We start from the raw sequence: 17,594 nt of genomic DNA on the forward strand, positions 1-17,594 counted from the left end.
CCGGATGTGAGGTTGTATAGGCCCGAGAACCGGGCCGGTAATTGCTATGGGCTCAGACCGTGGATCCGCCGACGAAGGAGAAATTCGATGCCACGCGATTGAACAATTGACAAAAATCCTGATGTGAACGGGATATGGCAGATCCCCGCATCGCGACATTCGTCTCTTTCGACCTGGGATTGGCGCGGGGCTTTTTGCCGAAGAGCCTAGCGGACATTCATTCGCCCTTTCTGGTGATCGGCGCCGGGACGGATATAGGTGACATGCCGGCAAGGCTCGAATCCGGTTACCTCGCGCAACACCTGCCGAAAGCCTCCTCGACCTCTGTTGAGATTCCAGACGCCATGCACTTCAGTTTCATGCAGCTTTGCAAGCCTGATGCGGCGGCGCTGATCGAGGCGGAAACACCGGGCGACGGAATTGTCTGCAAGGAAGGTGGAACGCGGCGCCGCGAAGAGATCCATCGGGAGGTCGCCTTTCTGGTGATCGGCTTCCTGGCCACAGCCATTCCGGCCAATCCGTAGAGCCCGAGCGCTTGCGGGCATGGGGCAATCGCGTGGCGAGGACGGGGCAAGATCCATCAGCGCGGTGAATCGGTGCAGGCTCATCGATTCAGATTAGTCGTTGGACGGCGGGATCTCACTCGCCGAGACTCCGGCGCATGCCAAAACCGATCCATAGTCTCCAAATGACGCGTGTCGATGCCAGCCGAAACATGGCACGCTTTTATCAACTGGGCCTGCAGCCGACCCTGTTCGGCGAGGTCTCGCTGGTGCGCGCCTGGGGGCGGATCGGCACGATCGGCCGCTGCAAGGTGGAAACCTTTGCGGCCACCGAACAGGCCGAGGCGGCCTTTGCGCGACTTGAGCGCATCAAGCGTCGCCGCGGCTACCGCTGAAACGAAAGGGCCCAGCGATCGAGGCCGGTTATTGCCGGCCGACAGAATGGTGAGGCCGGAGCCGGTGAAGGTTATGGAGATGCTGATATTGTCCGAGACGCGCCATTGCGTCTCGGACAGAAACTCTTCGAACGCTACGCCCGTGCCAGCCGAAAACCCGTCCAACGTCACTTCCACTTCTTTGCGGGACGGTGTTGATCCCAGGTCAATTGTCCAGCTTGCTGTTGCGGCCGGCTAGGTTTTGGCCCGCTCCAGGGCCTGCAGCATCGGGTAGATACTGAACGCCCCCTTCTCGGCCTTGTCGGTGAGATTGCGAAGATAACCGCCGGCCGAGCGAATGGTCTCGGCCCGCTCCAGCATGACGGCGATGGTCACGGCTGCCGCCTGCGGACCCATGGCCTGTTTGGCTTTCGCCCAGGCATCGGCCGATATGCCGAGCATCGAGCGGACCAGCTCAGCGGTTTTCATCACGTCGACCCAGCTGGAAATGCCGTCCTTGGCATAATCCTTCATTTGCGGGCAGAGCTTTTGCAGCTTGGTCAGGCTGATCGCCATCTTGCGTTCCGGGGCAGGACCGGTGTCTTGGGCACTCCCGCCGGTATTATGGTCCAAGCCGTTAGATTCAGATGGAAGGTCTGTATTTGAATTCTGAATATGGCGCTCGTAATGGTGATCATTGGCGCTCATTTCTTGTTCAGAGAGTGAATTGAGGTAGGCTGTTTCCACCGTATCGCGCAGAATTCTGAGGTCGGCGAGAAGCGGGGACATGTCGGCGAGGCGCGCGCGGCGCGGCAGGCGTCCGGAAAGGGCCGCAAGCCGCAGGGCGAAATCCACCCAGTCGCCCGCACGGCTTTCTTCCATGGCCGTCGCCACCACCTTGGAAATGTCGCGTAAGTGGACGGTGATCTCGCCGCGCAGCACGCGGATCGCCTTGGCTTCTGCCCTTGCCGCCTCTGCCGCGGCATAGATCTCGTCTGCCTTGAGGGCCAGGGGTGCCAGGTCGAAGCCGAAGGCCTCCTCCACCTCGCCGGTATCGTCGCGGCGGCAGAAGCGCTTGCCATTGGCGCTATCACGCCGAAAGATCATGCCGGCATCCACCAGGGCTGCCAGGTGACGGCGGATGGTGGCCGGCGCCATGCCGCGGGCTCGCATGGCAAGCTCGCGATTGGACGGGAAGACGATGAGCGGCTGCTTGCCGTCCAGTTCCCGCTCGCTGTAAAAGCTCACCAGCGCCTCAAGCAGGCAAATGGTGCGGTCGCCGAGGCCAAAGACCTCGCGGGCCTCGGTCAAGGCCCGCAGCAATTGCCACTTGTCGGCGCGCCCGGTCTCGTTGCCGCCAGCGCCGTTGCGCAGCTCTTCCTGTCGGGCGCCGACCTTGGCCTGGCGGGCAAAAAGCCGCGCAGACATCCGGCCGCCGCCAAATGGCGTCGTTGCAAGTCTGTCCATCATGTCAGGTCCCCTTATCAAAGAGGCAAGAAGGACCCGTCGACGGCAGACCATTGGACAAAATAACGCGTTTCGGACCAGCTATTCGCCGCCGACTCTTGACTTTGTCCTGTGGAAGTGATTCTCTCAAATTGCTACATAAGAAGAGGGCTTCCGAAATGGTGACGTTTTGGGGGCCTTTTTTCTTGTCTCTGAGCTTCCTTTCCTAAAATCTCTTTATCCGTATGTCGGAGCGCTCACGCGACCCGCAATTACCCGTGTTTAATCGGATGCGGCCACAAAGGCCGCGTAATCCGCTGCCAGCCGCTCGCCGTAGCGATCGACGAAGCCTGGATCGACATCGCCAAGGAATTCGATCTTGACGCCCCGTCCCTGCTGGCTGATCCGTGCAAACACCTTGCCGTCCGGACCCTTCAATTGCTCGGCCTCGGCCTTTTCCGGCTTTGCCCGGCGTGACAGCCGGTCGAACAGCATCTGGAAGCGCTCGTCGCTGGAGGCCGACTTGAACCGTTCGGCCTGCACCTCATCGGCGGCCTTCTCGACGCCGGCTCCCGTCGACAACAACTGTCCAAGCGCGATCCAGCGATCCCGCCCGGCCTTCGGTGCAGGACCGATGGCCCGCACAAAGCGGATCGGCACGCTGTCGGCCACCTGGATCAGCCGCGACAGCTCGCTTTTCTGCACGGCGAGCGCCTCGCCGGTCAGCTTGCGATCAAAACCACGCTCGGTCAGCGCCTTGGCAAACAGCGCCCGCTCGATGAAGGTCAGGTTGCGCCGCTCGGCATTTTCCTTGCCCTGGGCCAGAACCAGTTCGTCATCCGACAGCGTCCGCACGATCGCCTTGACGGCAATGCCGACGCGCCGGGCCGCCTTCAGCCGCCGGTGGCCATAGGCCACCTGGTAGCGCCCGACGATATCCGGGTGACGCCGCACGAGGATCGGCACCTGCTGGCCGCTATCCCGGATGCTGTCGACCAGCGCCAGGAAATCCGGGTCGTCACGCTCCTCTTCGCTCAGCCGATCCGAGACGAAAGAGGAATCGATCTTGTCGGTATCCAGCGCGATAATCCGCTCGCCGTCTTCCAGCGCCTGGCGTAGCGCCTTGGCCTCCTCGGCCTCGCGGGTAATCGAGGTGAGCGACAGGCCCATGGCCTTCACGGCGCCGGAGGCGACGCGCGGACCGGGCGTTCGCGACGCAAAGCCGGACGGTGTAGAGGGTCCGCTCGCATCGCCGATTGCCGTTTCCGGCCCGGCATGGTCGGTCGAGGCCGGCGGATCCGCCTTGATCTCCGGCGTCGGGGCTGCCGGGGCCGGGCCGCTCGGGATCGGGTCGGAGAAAAGCGCCTTGAGTTCGGATTTGCGGTTCTTTCCTGCCATGAACTACCGCCCCCAGGCCGTGTGGATCAGTTGCTCGATTTCGGCATTGACCGCGTCGAGCGATTCCATGGCGCGGTCATAGGTGCCGCGGCTGAAATTCTCCCGTCCGACCTCGTAAAGCGTCTGCTTCGTCAATCCGGCGTCGGAGACGGCCGTCGATTTCAGCATGGGCGCCGTCAGCACGCGCGACCCGAACAGCGAGCGCAGGAAGCCGACGATCTGGGTCTGCGGGCCGTCATGCGGCTCGAAACGGGTGACCAGATAGCGCAGGAAGTCGAAATTCAGCGTGCCGCCGGCCTCACGAACCACGCCAAGCAGATCCGAGGTCATGAACAGGAACTGGCTCATCGACGCCACGTCGAGCATCTGTGGGTGGACGGTGACGATCACCGACGTGGAGGCGCACAGCGCCGATAGCGTCAGGTAACCCAGCTGCGGCGGGCAATCGAGCACCACCACATCGTAATTGTCGGCAACGCTTTGCAAGGCCGACTGGACGCGCGTGAAAAACAGCCCGTCCGCCTGGCCGCCGCGCCGCTCGGCCAGGGCCCGTGGCGTGGTATGTTCGAATTCCTGCAGCTCGAGATTGCCCGGCAGCAGGTCGAGATTGTGGAAATAGGTCTTGCGGATGATCTCTTTCAGCGGACGCACATCGCCGTCATAGCGAATGGCGCCGTACAGGGTATCATTGCCGACGAGATCGAGCTCAGGCTGATAGCCGAACAGAGCGGAGAGCGAAGCCTGCGGGTCGAGATCGACCGCCAGAACCCGGTGACCGGTCATGGCAAGATACTGCGCCAGATGCACGGCCGACGTCGTCTTGCCCGAGCCACCCTTGAAATTTGTGACCGAAATGACCTGCAGATGCTCGCCACGTTCGGGATCGCGCCATTTCACGTAAGCTCGTGCCTTGGCGCCATTGCCCTTGGCGAGCGCCTGCTCGGCCAGGAAATGCCGCAGCGCATCGATATCGGCCAGCGTATAATAGCGCCGCCCGCCCGTCCCGACCACGGGTTGCGGTCCGTCGCCGGCCAACGACAGCTGTCGGAGATAGCCGTCCGATACGCCGATCAACCGCGCCGCCTCACCAGAGGTGAAGCTGCGCAACGTCTTTCTCGATGCCGGCGGGAACAGCCGTTCCCGCATGGCCTTCAATTGCGCCGACAGCGCCTGAGCATCTTCCGCAATCGTTTCATCGGCCGAGCGCAAGGGAGCCACCTCTGTTACCGTGCTGGACGGAATTGCCATCCTATTCTCCAAAAACCTGATGCCCGCTGTCGTGCGCCCCAGCCTTCATGGCCGAAATCGAAAAACGCGGCTAGCATCCATCAATCTGCTCGATTCGTCTTCGCGAAGATATACGCGATCGGGAGACGTTAACAGCAGACTTCTCTATTTACGGCGCAGACATACAAATCTACCTTGCGCCGTAACAGGGTGTTTGAAAGCCTGAGTCGCGTCAAGTCCTTTTTTGTCAACGATTTCTGAGCGTTTCGCGTCTTTGCGGGTGTCCGGCGTAAGATCAGGCGCGCCGTTAGGGTTGACGGCTGTCAACATAATCACGCGCAAACGGATTTTAGGCCGTTGCCGGCGCATCGCGATGACGCTCTGAGCGGTGATGAGATGGAGCATGCCCTTGACGGGGCGCTGCAGATTCGCCATCGAATTGGGCGAGCTCGACCGGCGATTGTCTTGCCGAGTCGGACGCCAAGAGGATCATTCGAGATGGCCCATACGCCCCGCCGGCCGGTTAACCCCAAAGATGCCGCTGAAGCGCTGTTTAAGCCGGTCAAACGGCCACCCGCTCCTGCGGTCGAGAGAGCCGCTCCGCCGAACACGCGAGAACTCGTCTCCCTCAAGATCGACAGCGCCATATTGGAGCATTTTCAGAAGGATGGTCCAGGCTGGCAGGACCGGATCAACGAGACCCTGGCAAGCGCGATCCGCGACAACAAGGCCTGAGCATCAGGTTCCCGCACTGCGGCGGGGATGGACAAGCGGCTGTGGTTCGTCATCGCGCGGGCTCTGTCCGAACCGTTTCAGAAGCATGACTGCCGCCTCGCGGTCGACTGCCTTTGAATAATAATATCCCTGCCCGAGCCGGCAGCCGAGCGCCAGCAATTGGTGGACTTGAGCATTTGTTTCGATACCCTCGGCGACCACCCGGATGCCGAGTTTCTCGGCAATGCCGAGAAGCCCTTCGACGATGGCGCTGCCGCCGTCGCCCGGGACCAGCCGATCAATGAAGGACTTGTCGATCTTGATGATGTCGACCGGAACGGTCAGCAGATGGGTCAGCGAGGCAAAGCCGGTTCCGAAATCGTCCAGCGCCACCCGCAAGCCGTGTTGCCGCAGGGCCTTGATCTCGTCTGCCACTACGTGATCGCGCTGGCCAAGATAGACCGATTCCGTCACCTCCAAGATAAGGTGTTTCAGCGGCACACCGGCTTTGCCGAACGTCTCGCTCAGGCGCTCCAGCAGACTGCCGTTATGGAAATCGGCGGCCGACAGGTTGACGCCCACATGCTGGAGCGGCAGATCCAGATCCAGCCAGCGCCGCATGTCGGTGGCGACGCGCTGCAGCATCTGAAAGGTCAGTTGCGCTGCCACGTGAGCATCCTTCATGGCTTCCTGGAAATGGGCCGCAGAAACGATGTCACCGGTCTTCGTGATCATCCGGCACAAGGCCTCGAAGCCGACAACCTCGCCGGTCTCAAGACGCACGATGGGCTGATAATGGGCGTCGATGCGACCCTCGCTCAAGGCCAGGCTGACGTCGTGGATCGCCCGGAACCGGCGCGTTATGGCTGTTCCAAGACCAGGCACAAATTCAATATATTGGCCACGGTTGCGCTCTTTTGCATGGTACAGCGCATAATCGGCATTCTGCCGGACCTGATCGGGCGCCTCGTCGGCCGACGCCACCGCGCCGCCCAGCGTTGCGGCGGGAAAGACCACATGTCCGCCGCAGACGCTTTGTTCTTTCAGCGCCTGCAGGATGTCGGCGGCGACCGAAGCCAGCTTTGAGGTATCGGTGTTTTTGACGATGATGGCGAATTCGTCACCGCCCAGCCGGAAGGTCAAGCCGGATCCGCCAACCGACGCGATGCGATGGGCAACAGCCTTGATCAGATCATCGCCGGCGCCATGGCCGAAGGTGTCGTTGACGAGCTTCAGATTGTCCATGTCGGCCAGCAGGATGCCCCAGCGGCATCGGACACCCTGCTCCGCGAGGACCAGATTGAAATGGGCGCGGTTCGGCAAACCGGTCAGCACGTCCGTATAGGCCAGACGCTGGCGCTCGTTGACCCGTTCGTTGCGCTCAAGCGCAATGGCACAGAGATGCACGCAGGCCGCAACCATACGCTCTTCGATTTCGCTCGGGCCCCGCTTCTCCTTGAAATAGAAGGCAAATGTTCCGGTCACCCGGCCAGAGCTGATGATCGGCGTCGACCAGCAGGCTCGAAAGCCAAGCGGCAGCGCGAAGCTTTTGTAATCGGCCCAGAGCGGATCGTTCTCGATATCGGTGACAATGACCGGACGACCACGATAGGCGGCAGTGCCGCAGGAGCCTGCGCACGGACCGATCCGAATACCATCCAGCGCTGCGCTGTAATGGGCGGGAAGGGACGGAGCTGACAGTGGATGCAGCAGTCCTTGCGCATCCACGGACAACACCGAGCAGACAATCCCGGCCACGGTCTCTTCCACCGTATTGCAAAGCCGATCGATGGTCGCGTTCAGGGGTTCGCCCCTGGCGATCATTTCAAGGATAGAATTCTGCAACGTCAGGAGCATAGCGATCAATTCATTGGTGATGACGCAGATTAGCGTTAGTGGATTTAATTAGTTGTTACGCAGTCACTAAATTTATAACGGCCGCACGTCTCGGAAACGTCCGCCCATTCCTATTGTTCCCGCGTGAGCCGTGGGGGCGGACGTGAGGTCTGGACAGCGTGCAACCTGTCTGGACTGTTCTTCAACGGTGAGCATCCTGCCTCGAGAAGGCCCTGACGGACCGTAATGGCTCTGGACATGGGCGGTAATCGCCTGAAGCTCTTGACGGACGGTCAGACTTCAGCGAAAACGACCGTGTTCTGCGGTTGTCGACACGATGACCCGCGAGCAACCACAGGTGCCGGGCCCCTCTGGCGAGAGTTTACGGCGCTCTCGTGATGTCGGTACCGCCAGCAAATGAGCCGGCGGATTCAAGAATATGATCATTCTGACCATGCCTCACGCGCATGCCCTTCAGGGTCGGCGCGATTCGATGATTTCAACATGCCCCGCAAGACGTCCGGAGGTGCGCTCGTGAGCACGCCATCCGTCAACAACAGCAGCCTTGGCTATTTCAAATGGGCCTTCATTGTCACGGCCGTCGGCCTTCTTCTCGGCGCCTGGCTCGGCTGGCAGTCGACCGGCACGCTCGGCGGCATGGCGACGGTCTTCTTCATCTGTGCGGTTCTGGCCGTGTTGGAAATCTCGCTGTCCTTCGACAACGCCATCGTCAACGCCAATAAGCTGAAAGACATGACCCCCGTCTGGCAGCAACGCTTCCTGACATGGGGTATCATCATCGCCGTGTTCGGCATGCGCATCGTCTTCCCGCTGCTGATCGTCGTGATCGCGGCCGGCATCGGCCCGATCGACGCGCTGCTGCTGGCGGCCCGCGAGCCGGCCGAATATGCCCGCATCATGAACGAAGCGCATCTGCCGATCGCCGCCTTCGGCGGCACCTTCCTGATGATGGTCGGCCTCACCTATTTCTTCAACCATGAGAAGGAAGTGCACTGGATCAGCTTCATCGAGAAGCATATGGCCCGTTCGGCGACCATCAAGGGCATCGAGATCGCCTTCGTTCTAGCCCTCATCCTGGTATTCTCGAACTTCCTCGACGGCGAGGAATCCACCACCTTCGTCTATTCGGCGATCTACGGCCTCTTGACCTTCCTGGCGGTCGAAGTGCTGGGCGGCCTGCTCGATGCCTCGCAGAAGACCATGTCGGAAGCGGCAAAGGGTGGTCTTGGCGCCTTCATCTATCTCGAAGTGCTCGATGCCAGCTTCTCGTTCGACGGTGTCATCGGCGCCTTCGCGCTGACGCAGAACCTCTTCGTCATCGCCATAGGCCTTGGCATCGGCGCCATGTACGTCCGCTCCATGACCATCATGCTGGTCGACAAGGGAACGCTTGCCGAATATCGCTACCTGGAACACGGCGCCTTCTACGCCATCCTGATCCTCTCGGTGATCATGTATTTCCAGACGCTCGTGCATATCCCGGAAGTGATCACCGGCCTTGGCGGGGCTGGCCTGATCGGCATCTCGCTGTGGTCGTCGATCCGCTACAATCGCAAGGAGCGCGAGGAAGAAAAGGCCCGCGCCCAAGAGGCGATCGCCGAGAATATCTGATTTCGCATTCTTCGGCTTCATTAAGGGCCTGCCAGTCGAAAGACCGGCGGGCCTTTTCATGCGGTGGGCGCGCGTATCACGAACTCAGCGCATCGCGCAGCGCCAGGCCTTCCTTGACGCGCAGGTCGAGATCGGCTTCGATATGATCGATATGGTGCAGCATCAGCTCGCTCGCCCGCGGCACATCCTTGTTGGCCAGCGCATCGAGAATGGCGGAATGTTCGTTGTGGCCGCAGCTCGACACCCCGGATCGCCCGTAAAGCGCGACCACCAGCGAGGAGCGGGCCACCAGCTCATCCATGAAACGCTGCAGGATACCGTTGCCGGCGACCGCAGCGAGCATCAGGTGGAAATCGCCGGAGGCCTTGATCTCGGCGCGTCGGGCGACCGGTCCCCGCTCGTTCATGAAGCGCACTTCCTCGTCAAGCTGCTTGCGGAAAGCCTCGATATCGTCGGGCGTCAGCCGCTCCACGGCAGCCGCCACGATGCCCGGCTCGATCAGCCGGCGCGAGGCGAAAATCTGGCGCGCTTCCTCCGGCGTCGGAATGGAGACGAAGGCGCCGCGATTGCGCTCGGTGCGGACCAGCCCTTCGAAGGCCAGCATCTGCAGGGCGTAACGAACCACGGTACGGCTGACGTCGAACAGCGTTCCGACTTCTGCCTCCGACAGCTTGGTGCCGGGCGTCAGCCTTCGGTCGACGATCGCATCGCGCAGGGAATCGCGAATGGCCTGGGCGCGGTCTTCCTGGTTGGCATCCAGATTGGCTGGGGTCTTGTGTGCGATATTCATGGCTATGTCCCGTGTGCATGCCTTTCTATCCGCATCGCAGCCGGATGGAAATATGAACCTTGAAAAACATGCAAATCGATTGTCCACAATTTGACCATCAGATTGAATGCAAAACTGATTTTTTGTGCATTCATTTTACGCAAGCCCATGACTGACATTAGCCTTCTTTGGATAGCCCGGCGATTCCAACAGCTTAGGTCTCCAGTCCGAAACTGGCACACAACATGCATCCCTTTCGCTCAGGATTGGGAGCGCTGAATGACCAAAGCAGCAGAAATCGATATCGCCGCCGTATCGAAGATCTACGGCCATACCGTCGCCGTGGACAAGATCAGCCTGAAAATCCCGGCGGGCAGCTATTGCTGCCTGCTGGGGCCCTCCGGCTGCGGCAAGACCTCCACCCTGCGGATGATTGCCGGGCACGAGAGCATTTCGTCCGGCGACGTGCGTCTCGGCAACACGGTGGTCACCGATCTGCCGCCTGCCAAGCGCGGCACGGCGATGATGTTCCAGTCCTATGCGCTGTTTCCGCACCTCGATCTTGTCGACAATGTTGCCTTCAGCCTGAAGATGAAAGGCGTCGAGAAAGAAGAGCGCCGCGCCAAGGCGATGGAGATGCTGACGCTGATGCAGATGGAAGGCTATGCCAACCGCCGGCCGGCGCAGCTTTCCGGCGGCCAGCAGCAGCGCGTGGCGCTTGCGCGCGCCCTGATCACCGACCCCGAGGCCTTGCTTCTCGACGAACCACTGTCGGCCCTCGATCCGTTCCTGAAAATCCGCATGCGCGCCGAGCTGAAGAAACTGCAGAAGACGCTCGGCATTACCTTCGTGCATGTCACCCATAGCCAGGAAGAGGCGATGGCGCTCGCCGATCTGATCGTCGTGATGAATGACGGGCGCATCGAGCAGGCCGCCCATCCGCGTGAGGTTTTTGAGACGCCGGCCACCGCCTTCGTCGCCCGGTTCATGGGCGACCACAACGTCATTTCCGGCCGCGTCGTCGACAATAGCCCGACCGGCATTGTCCTGGAGGTCCTCGGTGGCGGTCGTTTTTCAGCCCTCGGGCGGCAGGTCGAGGCAGGCGAGCCTGTCGATATCGCCATCAGGACCGACCATGTGCGCATCGGCGAGACGCCGGCCGCCGGCCTCGGCTTCACCGGCATCGTCTCGAATGTCGAATATCTCGGATCGACCGTCAAACTCGTGGTCGCCGGCGGCGGCATCGAGGATTTCACCGTCATTCTCGACGACACCGCCTTCTTTGCAAATCCGGTCAGTGTCGGCGAAGCCATCCCGCTTTCATGGGAGGCGCCGGACGCGATCGTGCTCGGCCGCATGGAAACGTAAAAACACAAACAATAGGAGAACAGCGCATGACTGAGAATTCCAAGACGGCAAAGGGCGTCACCCGCCGCTCGCTTCTGAAAACCGCCTCCGCGGCGGCCGGCCTTGCCGCCGGCTCCGGCGCGATCACCGGTTTCCCGACCATCTGGGCGCAGAACCCGATCACGCTGCGCCAGTTCGGCACCGGTGTGTCGAACCTCAACGCCATTGCCGAGAAGTGCAAGGCCGACCTCGGCATCACGCTGGAGATGACCGCGACGGATTCCGACGCCGCCGCCCAGCGCGCCGTCACCCAGCCCAATTCCTACGACATCGCCGACATCGAATACTGGATCCTGAAAAAGGTCTATCCGGCCAGCGTGATCCAGCCGATGGACGTCAAGAAGCTGAAATATTACGACAAGATCGTGCCGCTGTTCAAAAACGGCAAGCTGACGCCGGACAGCGTCATCGCCCAGGGCACGGCGCCGCACACGGTCGGCTATGTCGAAAAGCCCGGCGACAAGACGTTTGCCAAGGAAGAGACCCAGTGGTTCACGATGGTTCCGACCATCTACAACGCCGATACGCTCGGCATCCGCCCCGACCTGGTCGGCCGCGAGATCACCACCTGGGCCGATATCATGGACCCGGCCTTCAAGGGCAAGACCTCGATCCTCAACATCCCGTCGATCGGCATCATGGATGCCGCGATGATCTGCGAAGCCATGGGCATCATCAAATATGCCGACAAGGGCAACATGACCAAGGCGGAGATCGACACCACGATCGAATTCCTGATCAAGGCCAAGAAGGACGGCCAGTTCCGCGCCTTCTGGAAGTCCTTCGACGAGAGCGTCAACCTGATGGCCTCGGGCGAAGTGGTCATCCAGTCGATGTGGTCGCCGGCGGTTGCTGCCGTGCGCTCCAAGGGCATCGCCTGCAAATACCAGCCGCTCAAGGAAGGCTATCGCTCGTGGGGCGGCGGTCTCGGCCTTGCAGCCCATCTGACAGGCGCGCAGCTCGATGCGGCCTATGAATATATCAACTGGTACACGTCGGGTTGGGTCGGTGCCTATCTCAACCGCCAGGGCTACTATTCCGCCGCCATGGACACCGCCAAGGAACATATGTCGGCCGACGAATGGGGCTACTGGATCGAAGGCAAGGCAGCCCAGGGCGATATCGTCGCTCCGGACGGCAAGGTCATGGAAAAGGCCGGCGCGGTGCGCGATGGCGGCTCCTTCGTCGAGCGCATGGGCAAGGTCGCCTGCTGGAACTCGGTCATGGACGAAGACCGCTACATGGTCCGCCGCTGGAACGAGTTCATCGCGGCTTGAGGCGAACGAGGCCCCTCATCCGGCTGCCGCCACCTTCTCCCCGTGAACGGGGAGAAGGCCGATACGGTGGCCGCCCTGCGCCTTCGCCCCGCTTGCGGGGAGAAGGTCCCGGCAGGGGGATGAGGGGCAGTTTCCAACTGCGGTATGAAGGGAGAGACGAAATCATGGCGACAGTGCGGTTCATAGGCGTCGGAGAGCCGAAGCCGAAGCGCGTGCTTCAGGTGCCGCTGCGGCTGGTCTCCTATCTCCAGGCCGCGCCGCTTGCCGTGATTCTCGGCGCCTTCCTGCTGCTGCCGATCCTGATGATCGGCGTCGTCAGCTTCTGGGACTACGACTTTGCCCAGATGTATCCCGATTTCGTGACCTTCAACTACGAGGAAACGCTCGGCTCCTGGGTGACCTGGAAGATCTATCTCAACACGCTGAAATTCGCCCTGATCGTCTGGACGATCACGCTGTTCATCGGTTTCTGGGTGGCTTACTTTCTCGCCTTCCACATTCGCACCGCCACCATGCAGATGGTGCTGTTTCTGGTCTGCACCGTGCCGTTTCTGACCTCCAACATCATCCGCATGATCTCGTGGATCCCGGTTCTGGGGCGAAACGGGCTGATCAACACGACGCTGGTCAATGCCGGGATCATTCCGGCGCCCATCGAATGGCTGCTCTATTCGGATTTCGCGGTGGTGCTGGCCATGGTGCATCTCTACACGCTGTTCATGGTGACGCCGATCTTCAACACGCTGATGCGCATCGACAAATCGCTGATCGAGGCGGCGCGCGATGCCGGCGCCAGCGGCTTGCAGATCCTCACCAATGTCATCATTCCGCTGGCCAAGCCCGGCATGGCGATCGGCACGATCTTCGTCGTGACGCTGGTCATGGCGGATTTCTCCACCGTGCAGGTGATGTCGGGCGGCCAGAGCGCTTCCGTTGCGCTGATGATGAAGAACCAGATGTCGCTGCTGCAATATCCGGCGGCCGCCGCCAATGCCGTGGTGCTGCTGATCCTCGTTCTCCTGATGGTCGCGGGCATCCTGCGCATCGTCGACATCCGCAAGGAGCTCTAAAGCCATGCATGCAGACAAGCGCGGCCGCGAATTCTACATCCTTGCCATCTTCTTCGGCCTCTTCGTGCTGTTTCTCTACGGCCCCCTCTCGGCCATCCTGATCCTGTCCTTCCAGGGACCGAACGGCGGATTGACCTTTCCGCTCAACGGCGTGTCGCTCCACTGGTTCGTCAATCTGTTTGAAAAACAGGCGGTCGGCGATTTCGGCGGCTCGTTCCGCCGCTCGCTGTTCCTCGGCATCGCCGTCATGGCGGTGACCGTGGTGGTGGCGCTTTTGGCCGGTCTTGCCTTCCGGCGGAAATTTGCCGGCGCCACGGCGCTGTTCTATCTGTCGGTTGCAAGCCTCGTCGTGCCGTCGATCATCATCTCGCTGGGCATCGGCGTGCTATTTCAGCAGGTCGGGCTGCAGCCGGCCTGGTATTCCTCGGCCTTCGGCGCGCACCTCACCTGGACCCTGCCCTTCGGCGTGCTGATCATGTTCGCCGTCTTCAACCGTTTTTCGCCGGCCTACGAGGAAGCCGCGCGCGATCTCGGCGCCTCGTCATGGCAAACCTTTGCCCATGTCGTGCTGCCGATGATCGCGCCGAGCTTGATCGGCGTCGGCCTGTTCGGCTTCACGCTGTCTTATGACGAATTCGCCCGCACGCTGATGACCTCCGGCACCTACAATACCCTGCCGCTGGAGATCTACGGCATGACCACCAATGTCACCACGCCGGTGCTTTACGCGCTTGGCACGGTCACCACGGTCTTCTCCTTCCTCGTCATCGCCGGAACGCTCGGGCTGATCGTCATGATGAACCGGCGCAGGGCCCGCGGCTGATGCGCCTTCTCATCGTCAATCCCAACACCACCGCCAGCATGACGGCGACCATCGCCGATGCGGCCGGCCGTGTCGCCAATCCCGGAACGAGCATCATGCCGGTCACCTCCTCGATGGGACCGGCATCGATCGAAGGCTATTACGACGAGGCTCTGGCCGTGCCCGGCCTGCTGCTCGAGCTTTCCAAGGGCCAGAGTCTCGGCGCCGACGCCGCGATCATCGCCTGTTTCGACGATACCGGGCTCGATGCGGCAAGGGCGCTCTGTGGTATTCCGGTGATCGGCATCTGCGAGGCGGCCATGGCAACCGCCTCCTTCATCGCCCAGCGTTTCACCGTGGTGACCACCATGGAGCGCTCGCGCCTGCCGGTCGAGGCACTGGTCCATCGCTATGGCATGGATTCGCGGGCCAAGGTTAGGGCCGCCGATATCCCGGTTCTGTCCTTGGAAGATCCGCAATCGAATGCCCGCGACCGGCTGCGCAACGAGATTACAGCTGCGCTGCGCGACGACAGAGCCGAGGCGATCGTTCTCGGCTGTGCCGGCATGGCCGACCTGACGCTGGAGCTTAGCCGCGAATTCGGCGTGCCGGTGATCGACGGTGTTGCCGCCGCCGTCAAGCAGGCCGAGGCGTTGGTGGCGCTCGGCCTGTCGACCGCCAAGCGCGGCGCCTATGCCTTCCCGGTTGGGAAGACCTATATCGGCCTGCTGGAACCCTTCGCCCCGGCGCGGATGATCCCGGCATGATCGGCAGCATCGTCATCCGGCCGCTGGCACTTGCCGAGGTGCAACAGCTTCTCTGCTGGGCAAAACACGAGGGCTGGAATCCCGGGCTCGACGATGCCGCGGCCTTTTATGCCGCCGACCCCGAGGGTTTCCTCGGCTGTTTTGTCGATGACAAGCTGGCGGCGGGCATCTCCGCCGTGCGTTACGGTTCGAATTTCGGGTTCACCGGCCTCTATATCACGCGCCCCGGCAGCCGGGGCAAAGGCTATGGCCGCCGGGTCTGGGATGCCGGCATGGCCTTGCTCGACGGTCGAACGATTGGCCTCGACGGCGTTCCGGAACAGCAGGCCAATTACCGCCGCATGGGCTTTGCCGCGGTGTCCGAGACCTTTCGCTGGAGCGGCGTCCATGCCGGCACCGCCACGTCCGACACTGACGTCATCGATGTGATGCCGTCGCTGCTGCCGGCGATCGCAGCTTTCGACAGGAATTTCTTCGCCGAGGCGCGCGATGCCTTCCTGAACGCCTGGCTTGCGCCTCCGCGCGTGGCCCGTGCCATCGTGCGCAACGGTGAAATCCAGGGCTATGCCGTGGCGCGTGCCTGTCACGACGGCGTCAAGATCGGCCCGCTGTTTGCGCAAACCCCGGCCGATGCAAAACTGCTGCTGGATACACTGGCCGCAACATCAGACGGCCAGACCCTGCATATCGACGTGCCCGCCGGGCAGACGGCATTTTCCGATGATCTGCAGGCCCTCGGCTTTGTCAGGGGATTTGCCACGGCGCGCATGTACAAGGGGCCGCCGCCGGCCTTGAACCAGGCCGGCATTTTTGGCATCACCAGCCTGGAACTTGGCTGACGCTTTTGACGATCACCACCGCCAGCCTTCCAAGACAGCCGCCCTTCCTTTATGAGGGATCGCGCTGCCGAAGACTGACGCAGGCGCTAGGGACATCATTTGGAAACGACGCTATACCTGCCGATCAAGCGCTTCCTGGAGGCTGCCGGCTACGAAGTGAAGGGCGAAATCGGCGGTTGCGACATCGTCGCGCTGGGTGACGGCGAGCCGCCGCTGGTGGTCATCTGCGAGTTGAAGCTGACCTTCACTCTGGAACTGGTGCTGCAGGCGGTCGACCGGGCCAATGCCGGCGACGAAATCTGGCTGGCCGCCCGCGTCTCCAAGAAGGGCAGGGGCCGCGAGGGCGACCGGCGGTTCCGCGATCTGTGCCGCAGGCTGGGTTTCGGCATGCTGGCCGTTTCCGACAGCGGCATTGTTGACGTTCTGATCAGCCCCGATTCGGCCCTGCCCCGCAAGAACAACCGCAAGCGCTCACGCCTCATCAGCGAACACCGCCGCCGCAAGGGCGACACGACCCTTGGCGGCGGCAACCGGGTGCCGATCATGACCGCCTATCGCCAGCAGGCACTGGCTTGCGCGGCAGCCCTGCAGAACGGCCCCTTGCGGCCGCGCGATCTTCGCCCTCTGGTACCGGAGGTCGCCAAGATCCTGCAGGGTAATGTCTATGGCTGGTTCGAGCGGATCGACCGCGGCATCTATGGGCTGACCGAGCCGGGCCTGGAAGCCTTGCGGCGCTGGCCGACGGCACTGTCGCCCGCGGAAACAGACTTCACGACTGCGCCAGTGTCAGCGGATAGCGTTCCGGGTGATGGATGAGCGTCGTCATGTTGATCGGCCGATTGCGGCGGTCGAAGACGATCTGATCGACGGTCAGCACCGCCGCAGGTGATACCAGTCCGAGCTTCTCGCATTCCCAATCGGTCGCAAGCCGAGCGCTGAGCGTCGTATGGCCGCGTCCCGGCTGGATATGATAGCGGTTGCGCAACTCGTCATAGAGCGAGCGGTTCGGACCGGTCCAGTCGAGATCCGCCAGTCCCGGAACCTGGGCGGCCGGCAGCCAGTCGGTCTGGATCGCCACCGGCACGCCATCGATCAGGCGCAGGCGCCGAAGGATCACCACTTCCGCACCGGCCGGCAGAAACAGCGGCCGCGTCACCTCGGGCGGCGGCTTGTAGGCCTTCACCTCGACCAGTTCGCTGCCCGGCTCGCGATTGTTGGACAGCGCCGTGGCGGTAAAGCTTTCCAGCACCTGCAACTCATAGCCGCGCTGGGCGGTCATTACGTAAAAACCCTTGCCCGGCTGGCTTTTCAGCATGCCTTGGCGCACCAGATCCTGGATCGCGTGGCGCACGGTGATCCGGCTGACGCCGAAGATTTCCACCAGTTCGCGCTCGGAGGGCAGCTTGCCATTGTGCGGCAGCCGCCCATCCTCGATCGCCTGCAGCAGCGCCTCGTGCACCTGGCGATGCAGGGGCCTGGGATCGTCGTGGCGCATCAGCGGCACGAGGGAGCCTGTCGTCAAACTTTGCGCTG

At 62.0% G+C, this 17,594-nt stretch carries 18 protein-coding genes; 11 read left to right on the top strand and 7 right to left on the bottom strand.

The window, feature by feature from the left end; genetic code table 11:
- Nucleotides 1–134 precede the first annotated feature (134 nt).
- A complete protein-coding gene (locus tag HGO38_RS11420; protein WP_250956014.1) occupies nt 135–524 on the top strand; it encodes an alpha/beta hydrolase family protein in 390 nt (129 codons plus the stop codon).
- Between the two features lie 191 nt (nt 525–715).
- On the top strand, nt 716–898 hold the full coding sequence (locus HGO38_RS11425) for a WGR domain-containing protein (RefSeq protein ID WP_352230469.1): 183 nt from the start codon (nt 716–718) through the stop codon (nt 896–898).
- Between the two features lie 234 nt (nt 899–1,132).
- Here HGO38_RS11425 and repC read toward each other — a convergent pair whose 3' ends face one another.
- The 4 genes from repC to HGO38_RS11445 form a co-directional block, all read right to left on the bottom strand.
- Nucleotides 1,133–2,347 (bottom strand): plasmid replication protein RepC, encoded by a 1,215-nt coding sequence (gene repC / locus HGO38_RS11430; protein WP_250956016.1) that lies wholly within the window; start codon nt 2,345–2,347, stop codon nt 1,133–1,135.
- A gap of 258 nt (nt 2,348–2,605) precedes the next feature.
- The gene (repB, locus tag HGO38_RS11435) at nt 2,606–3,721 is read right to left on the bottom strand and encodes a plasmid partitioning protein RepB (protein ID WP_250956017.1); all 1,116 of its coding nucleotides are present in this window, start codon (nt 3,719–3,721) and stop codon (nt 2,606–2,608) included.
- Between the two features lie 3 nt (nt 3,722–3,724).
- Nucleotides 3,725–4,969, bottom strand: a complete 1,245-nt coding sequence (gene repA / locus HGO38_RS11440; RefSeq protein WP_250956018.1) for a plasmid partitioning protein RepA — start codon at nt 4,967–4,969, stop codon at nt 3,725–3,727.
- 144 nt (nt 4,970–5,113) lie between these two features.
- Entirely contained in the window at nt 5,114–5,383 is a 270-nt protein-coding gene (locus tag HGO38_RS11445) for a hypothetical protein (protein ID WP_250956019.1), read from the bottom strand.
- 63 nt (nt 5,384–5,446) lie between these two features.
- Between HGO38_RS11445 and HGO38_RS11450 the strand changes: the two genes are divergently transcribed.
- On the top strand, nt 5,447–5,683 hold the full coding sequence (locus HGO38_RS11450; RefSeq protein ID WP_250956020.1) for a BrnA antitoxin family protein: 237 nt from the start codon (nt 5,447–5,449) through the stop codon (nt 5,681–5,683).
- A gap of 3 nt (nt 5,684–5,686) precedes the next feature.
- Here HGO38_RS11450 and HGO38_RS11455 read toward each other — a convergent pair whose 3' ends face one another.
- A complete protein-coding gene (locus HGO38_RS11455) occupies nt 5,687–7,519 on the bottom strand; it encodes a putative bifunctional diguanylate cyclase/phosphodiesterase (RefSeq protein ID WP_250956021.1) in 1,833 nt (610 codons plus the stop codon).
- Between the two features lie 513 nt (nt 7,520–8,032).
- On the opposite strand from HGO38_RS11455, the gene HGO38_RS11460 reads away from it, so the two are divergent.
- Entirely contained in the window at nt 8,033–9,130 is a 1,098-nt protein-coding gene (locus HGO38_RS11460; protein ID WP_250956022.1) for a DUF475 domain-containing protein, read from the top strand.
- A 76-nt stretch (nt 9,131–9,206) separates the two neighbouring features.
- Here HGO38_RS11460 and HGO38_RS11465 read toward each other — a convergent pair whose 3' ends face one another.
- A complete protein-coding gene (locus tag HGO38_RS11465; protein WP_250956023.1) occupies nt 9,207–9,920 on the bottom strand; it encodes a GntR family transcriptional regulator in 714 nt (237 codons plus the stop codon).
- A gap of 258 nt (nt 9,921–10,178) precedes the next feature.
- Between HGO38_RS11465 and HGO38_RS11470 the strand changes: the two genes are divergently transcribed.
- From HGO38_RS11470 to HGO38_RS11500, 7 genes are all read left to right on the top strand, one after another.
- Nucleotides 10,179–11,267, top strand: coding sequence for an ABC transporter ATP-binding protein (locus HGO38_RS11470; RefSeq protein ID WP_250956024.1), 1,089 nt, complete (start codon nt 10,179–10,181; stop codon nt 11,265–11,267).
- A gap of 26 nt (nt 11,268–11,293) precedes the next feature.
- Complete coding sequence (locus HGO38_RS11475) at nt 11,294–12,583, top strand: ABC transporter substrate-binding protein (RefSeq protein WP_250956025.1); 1,290 nt, start codon at nt 11,294–11,296, stop codon at nt 12,581–12,583.
- A gap of 164 nt (nt 12,584–12,747) precedes the next feature.
- The gene (locus HGO38_RS11480; RefSeq protein WP_250956026.1) at nt 12,748–13,653 is read left to right on the top strand and encodes an ABC transporter permease; all 906 of its coding nucleotides are present in this window, start codon (nt 12,748–12,750) and stop codon (nt 13,651–13,653) included.
- 4 nt (nt 13,654–13,657) lie between these two features.
- Nucleotides 13,658–14,476 carry an ABC transporter permease gene (locus HGO38_RS11485; protein ID WP_250956027.1) on the top strand — a complete coding sequence of 273 codons (819 nt, stop codon included), beginning with the start codon at nt 13,658–13,660 and terminating at the stop codon, nt 14,474–14,476.
- Nucleotides 14,476–15,222 (top strand): aspartate/glutamate racemase family protein, encoded by a 747-nt coding sequence (locus HGO38_RS11490; RefSeq protein WP_250956028.1) that lies wholly within the window; start codon nt 14,476–14,478, stop codon nt 15,220–15,222. The genes HGO38_RS11485 and HGO38_RS11490 overlap by 1 nt, the downstream gene beginning before the upstream one ends.
- Nucleotides 15,219–16,061, top strand: coding sequence for a GNAT family N-acetyltransferase (locus tag HGO38_RS11495; RefSeq protein ID WP_250956029.1), 843 nt, complete (start codon nt 15,219–15,221; stop codon nt 16,059–16,061). The genes HGO38_RS11490 and HGO38_RS11495 overlap by 4 nt, the downstream gene beginning before the upstream one ends.
- 99 nt (nt 16,062–16,160) lie before the next feature.
- Complete coding sequence (locus HGO38_RS11500; RefSeq protein ID WP_250956030.1) at nt 16,161–16,877, top strand: DUF2161 domain-containing phosphodiesterase; 717 nt, start codon at nt 16,161–16,163, stop codon at nt 16,875–16,877.
- On the opposite strand, the gene HGO38_RS11505 is transcribed toward HGO38_RS11500, so the two are convergent.
- On the bottom strand, nt 16,831–17,556 hold the full coding sequence (locus tag HGO38_RS11505) for a GntR family transcriptional regulator (RefSeq protein WP_250956284.1): 726 nt from the start codon (nt 17,554–17,556) through the stop codon (nt 16,831–16,833). The genes HGO38_RS11500 and HGO38_RS11505 overlap by 47 nt on opposite strands.
- Between the last annotated feature and the right edge of the window lie 38 nt (nt 17,557–17,594).

The organism is Rhizobium sp. CG5 (assembly GCF_023701945.1).
Lineage (GTDB): Bacteria > Pseudomonadota > Alphaproteobacteria > Rhizobiales > Rhizobiaceae > Allorhizobium.

Coding starts and splice junctions, on each gene's coding strand:
- HGO38_RS11420 (WP_250956014.1), top strand. CDS start 135: ATGGCAGATCCCCGCATCGCGACATTCGTCTCTTTCGACCTGGGATTG.
- HGO38_RS11425 (WP_352230469.1), top strand. CDS start 716: ATGGCACGCTTTTATCAACTGGGCCTGCAGCCGACCCTGTTCGGCGAG.
- repC (WP_250956016.1), bottom strand. CDS start 2,347: ATGATGGACAGACTTGCAACGACGCCATTTGGCGGCGGCCGGATGTCT.
- repB (WP_250956017.1), bottom strand. CDS start 3,721: ATGGCAGGAAAGAACCGCAAATCCGAACTCAAGGCGCTTTTCTCCGAC.
- repA (WP_250956018.1), bottom strand. CDS start 4,969: ATGGCAATTCCGTCCAGCACGGTAACAGAGGTGGCTCCCTTGCGCTCG.
- HGO38_RS11445 (WP_250956019.1), bottom strand. CDS start 5,383: ATGGCGAATCTGCAGCGCCCCGTCAAGGGCATGCTCCATCTCATCACC.
- HGO38_RS11450 (WP_250956020.1), top strand. CDS start 5,447: ATGGCCCATACGCCCCGCCGGCCGGTTAACCCCAAAGATGCCGCTGAA.
- HGO38_RS11455 (WP_250956021.1), bottom strand. CDS start 7,519: ATGCTCCTGACGTTGCAGAATTCTATCCTTGAAATGATCGCCAGGGGC.
- HGO38_RS11465 (WP_250956023.1), bottom strand. CDS start 9,920: ATGAATATCGCACACAAGACCCCAGCCAATCTGGATGCCAACCAGGAA.
- HGO38_RS11470 (WP_250956024.1), top strand. CDS start 10,179: ATGACCAAAGCAGCAGAAATCGATATCGCCGCCGTATCGAAGATCTAC.
- HGO38_RS11475 (WP_250956025.1), top strand. CDS start 11,294: ATGACTGAGAATTCCAAGACGGCAAAGGGCGTCACCCGCCGCTCGCTT.
- HGO38_RS11480 (WP_250956026.1), top strand. CDS start 12,748: ATGGCGACAGTGCGGTTCATAGGCGTCGGAGAGCCGAAGCCGAAGCGC.
- HGO38_RS11485 (WP_250956027.1), top strand. CDS start 13,658: ATGCATGCAGACAAGCGCGGCCGCGAATTCTACATCCTTGCCATCTTC.
- HGO38_RS11490 (WP_250956028.1), top strand. CDS start 14,476: ATGCGCCTTCTCATCGTCAATCCCAACACCACCGCCAGCATGACGGCG.
- HGO38_RS11495 (WP_250956029.1), top strand. CDS start 15,219: ATGATCGGCAGCATCGTCATCCGGCCGCTGGCACTTGCCGAGGTGCAA.
- HGO38_RS11505 (WP_250956284.1), bottom strand. CDS start 17,556: ATGCGCCACGACGATCCCAGGCCCCTGCATCGCCAGGTGCACGAGGCG.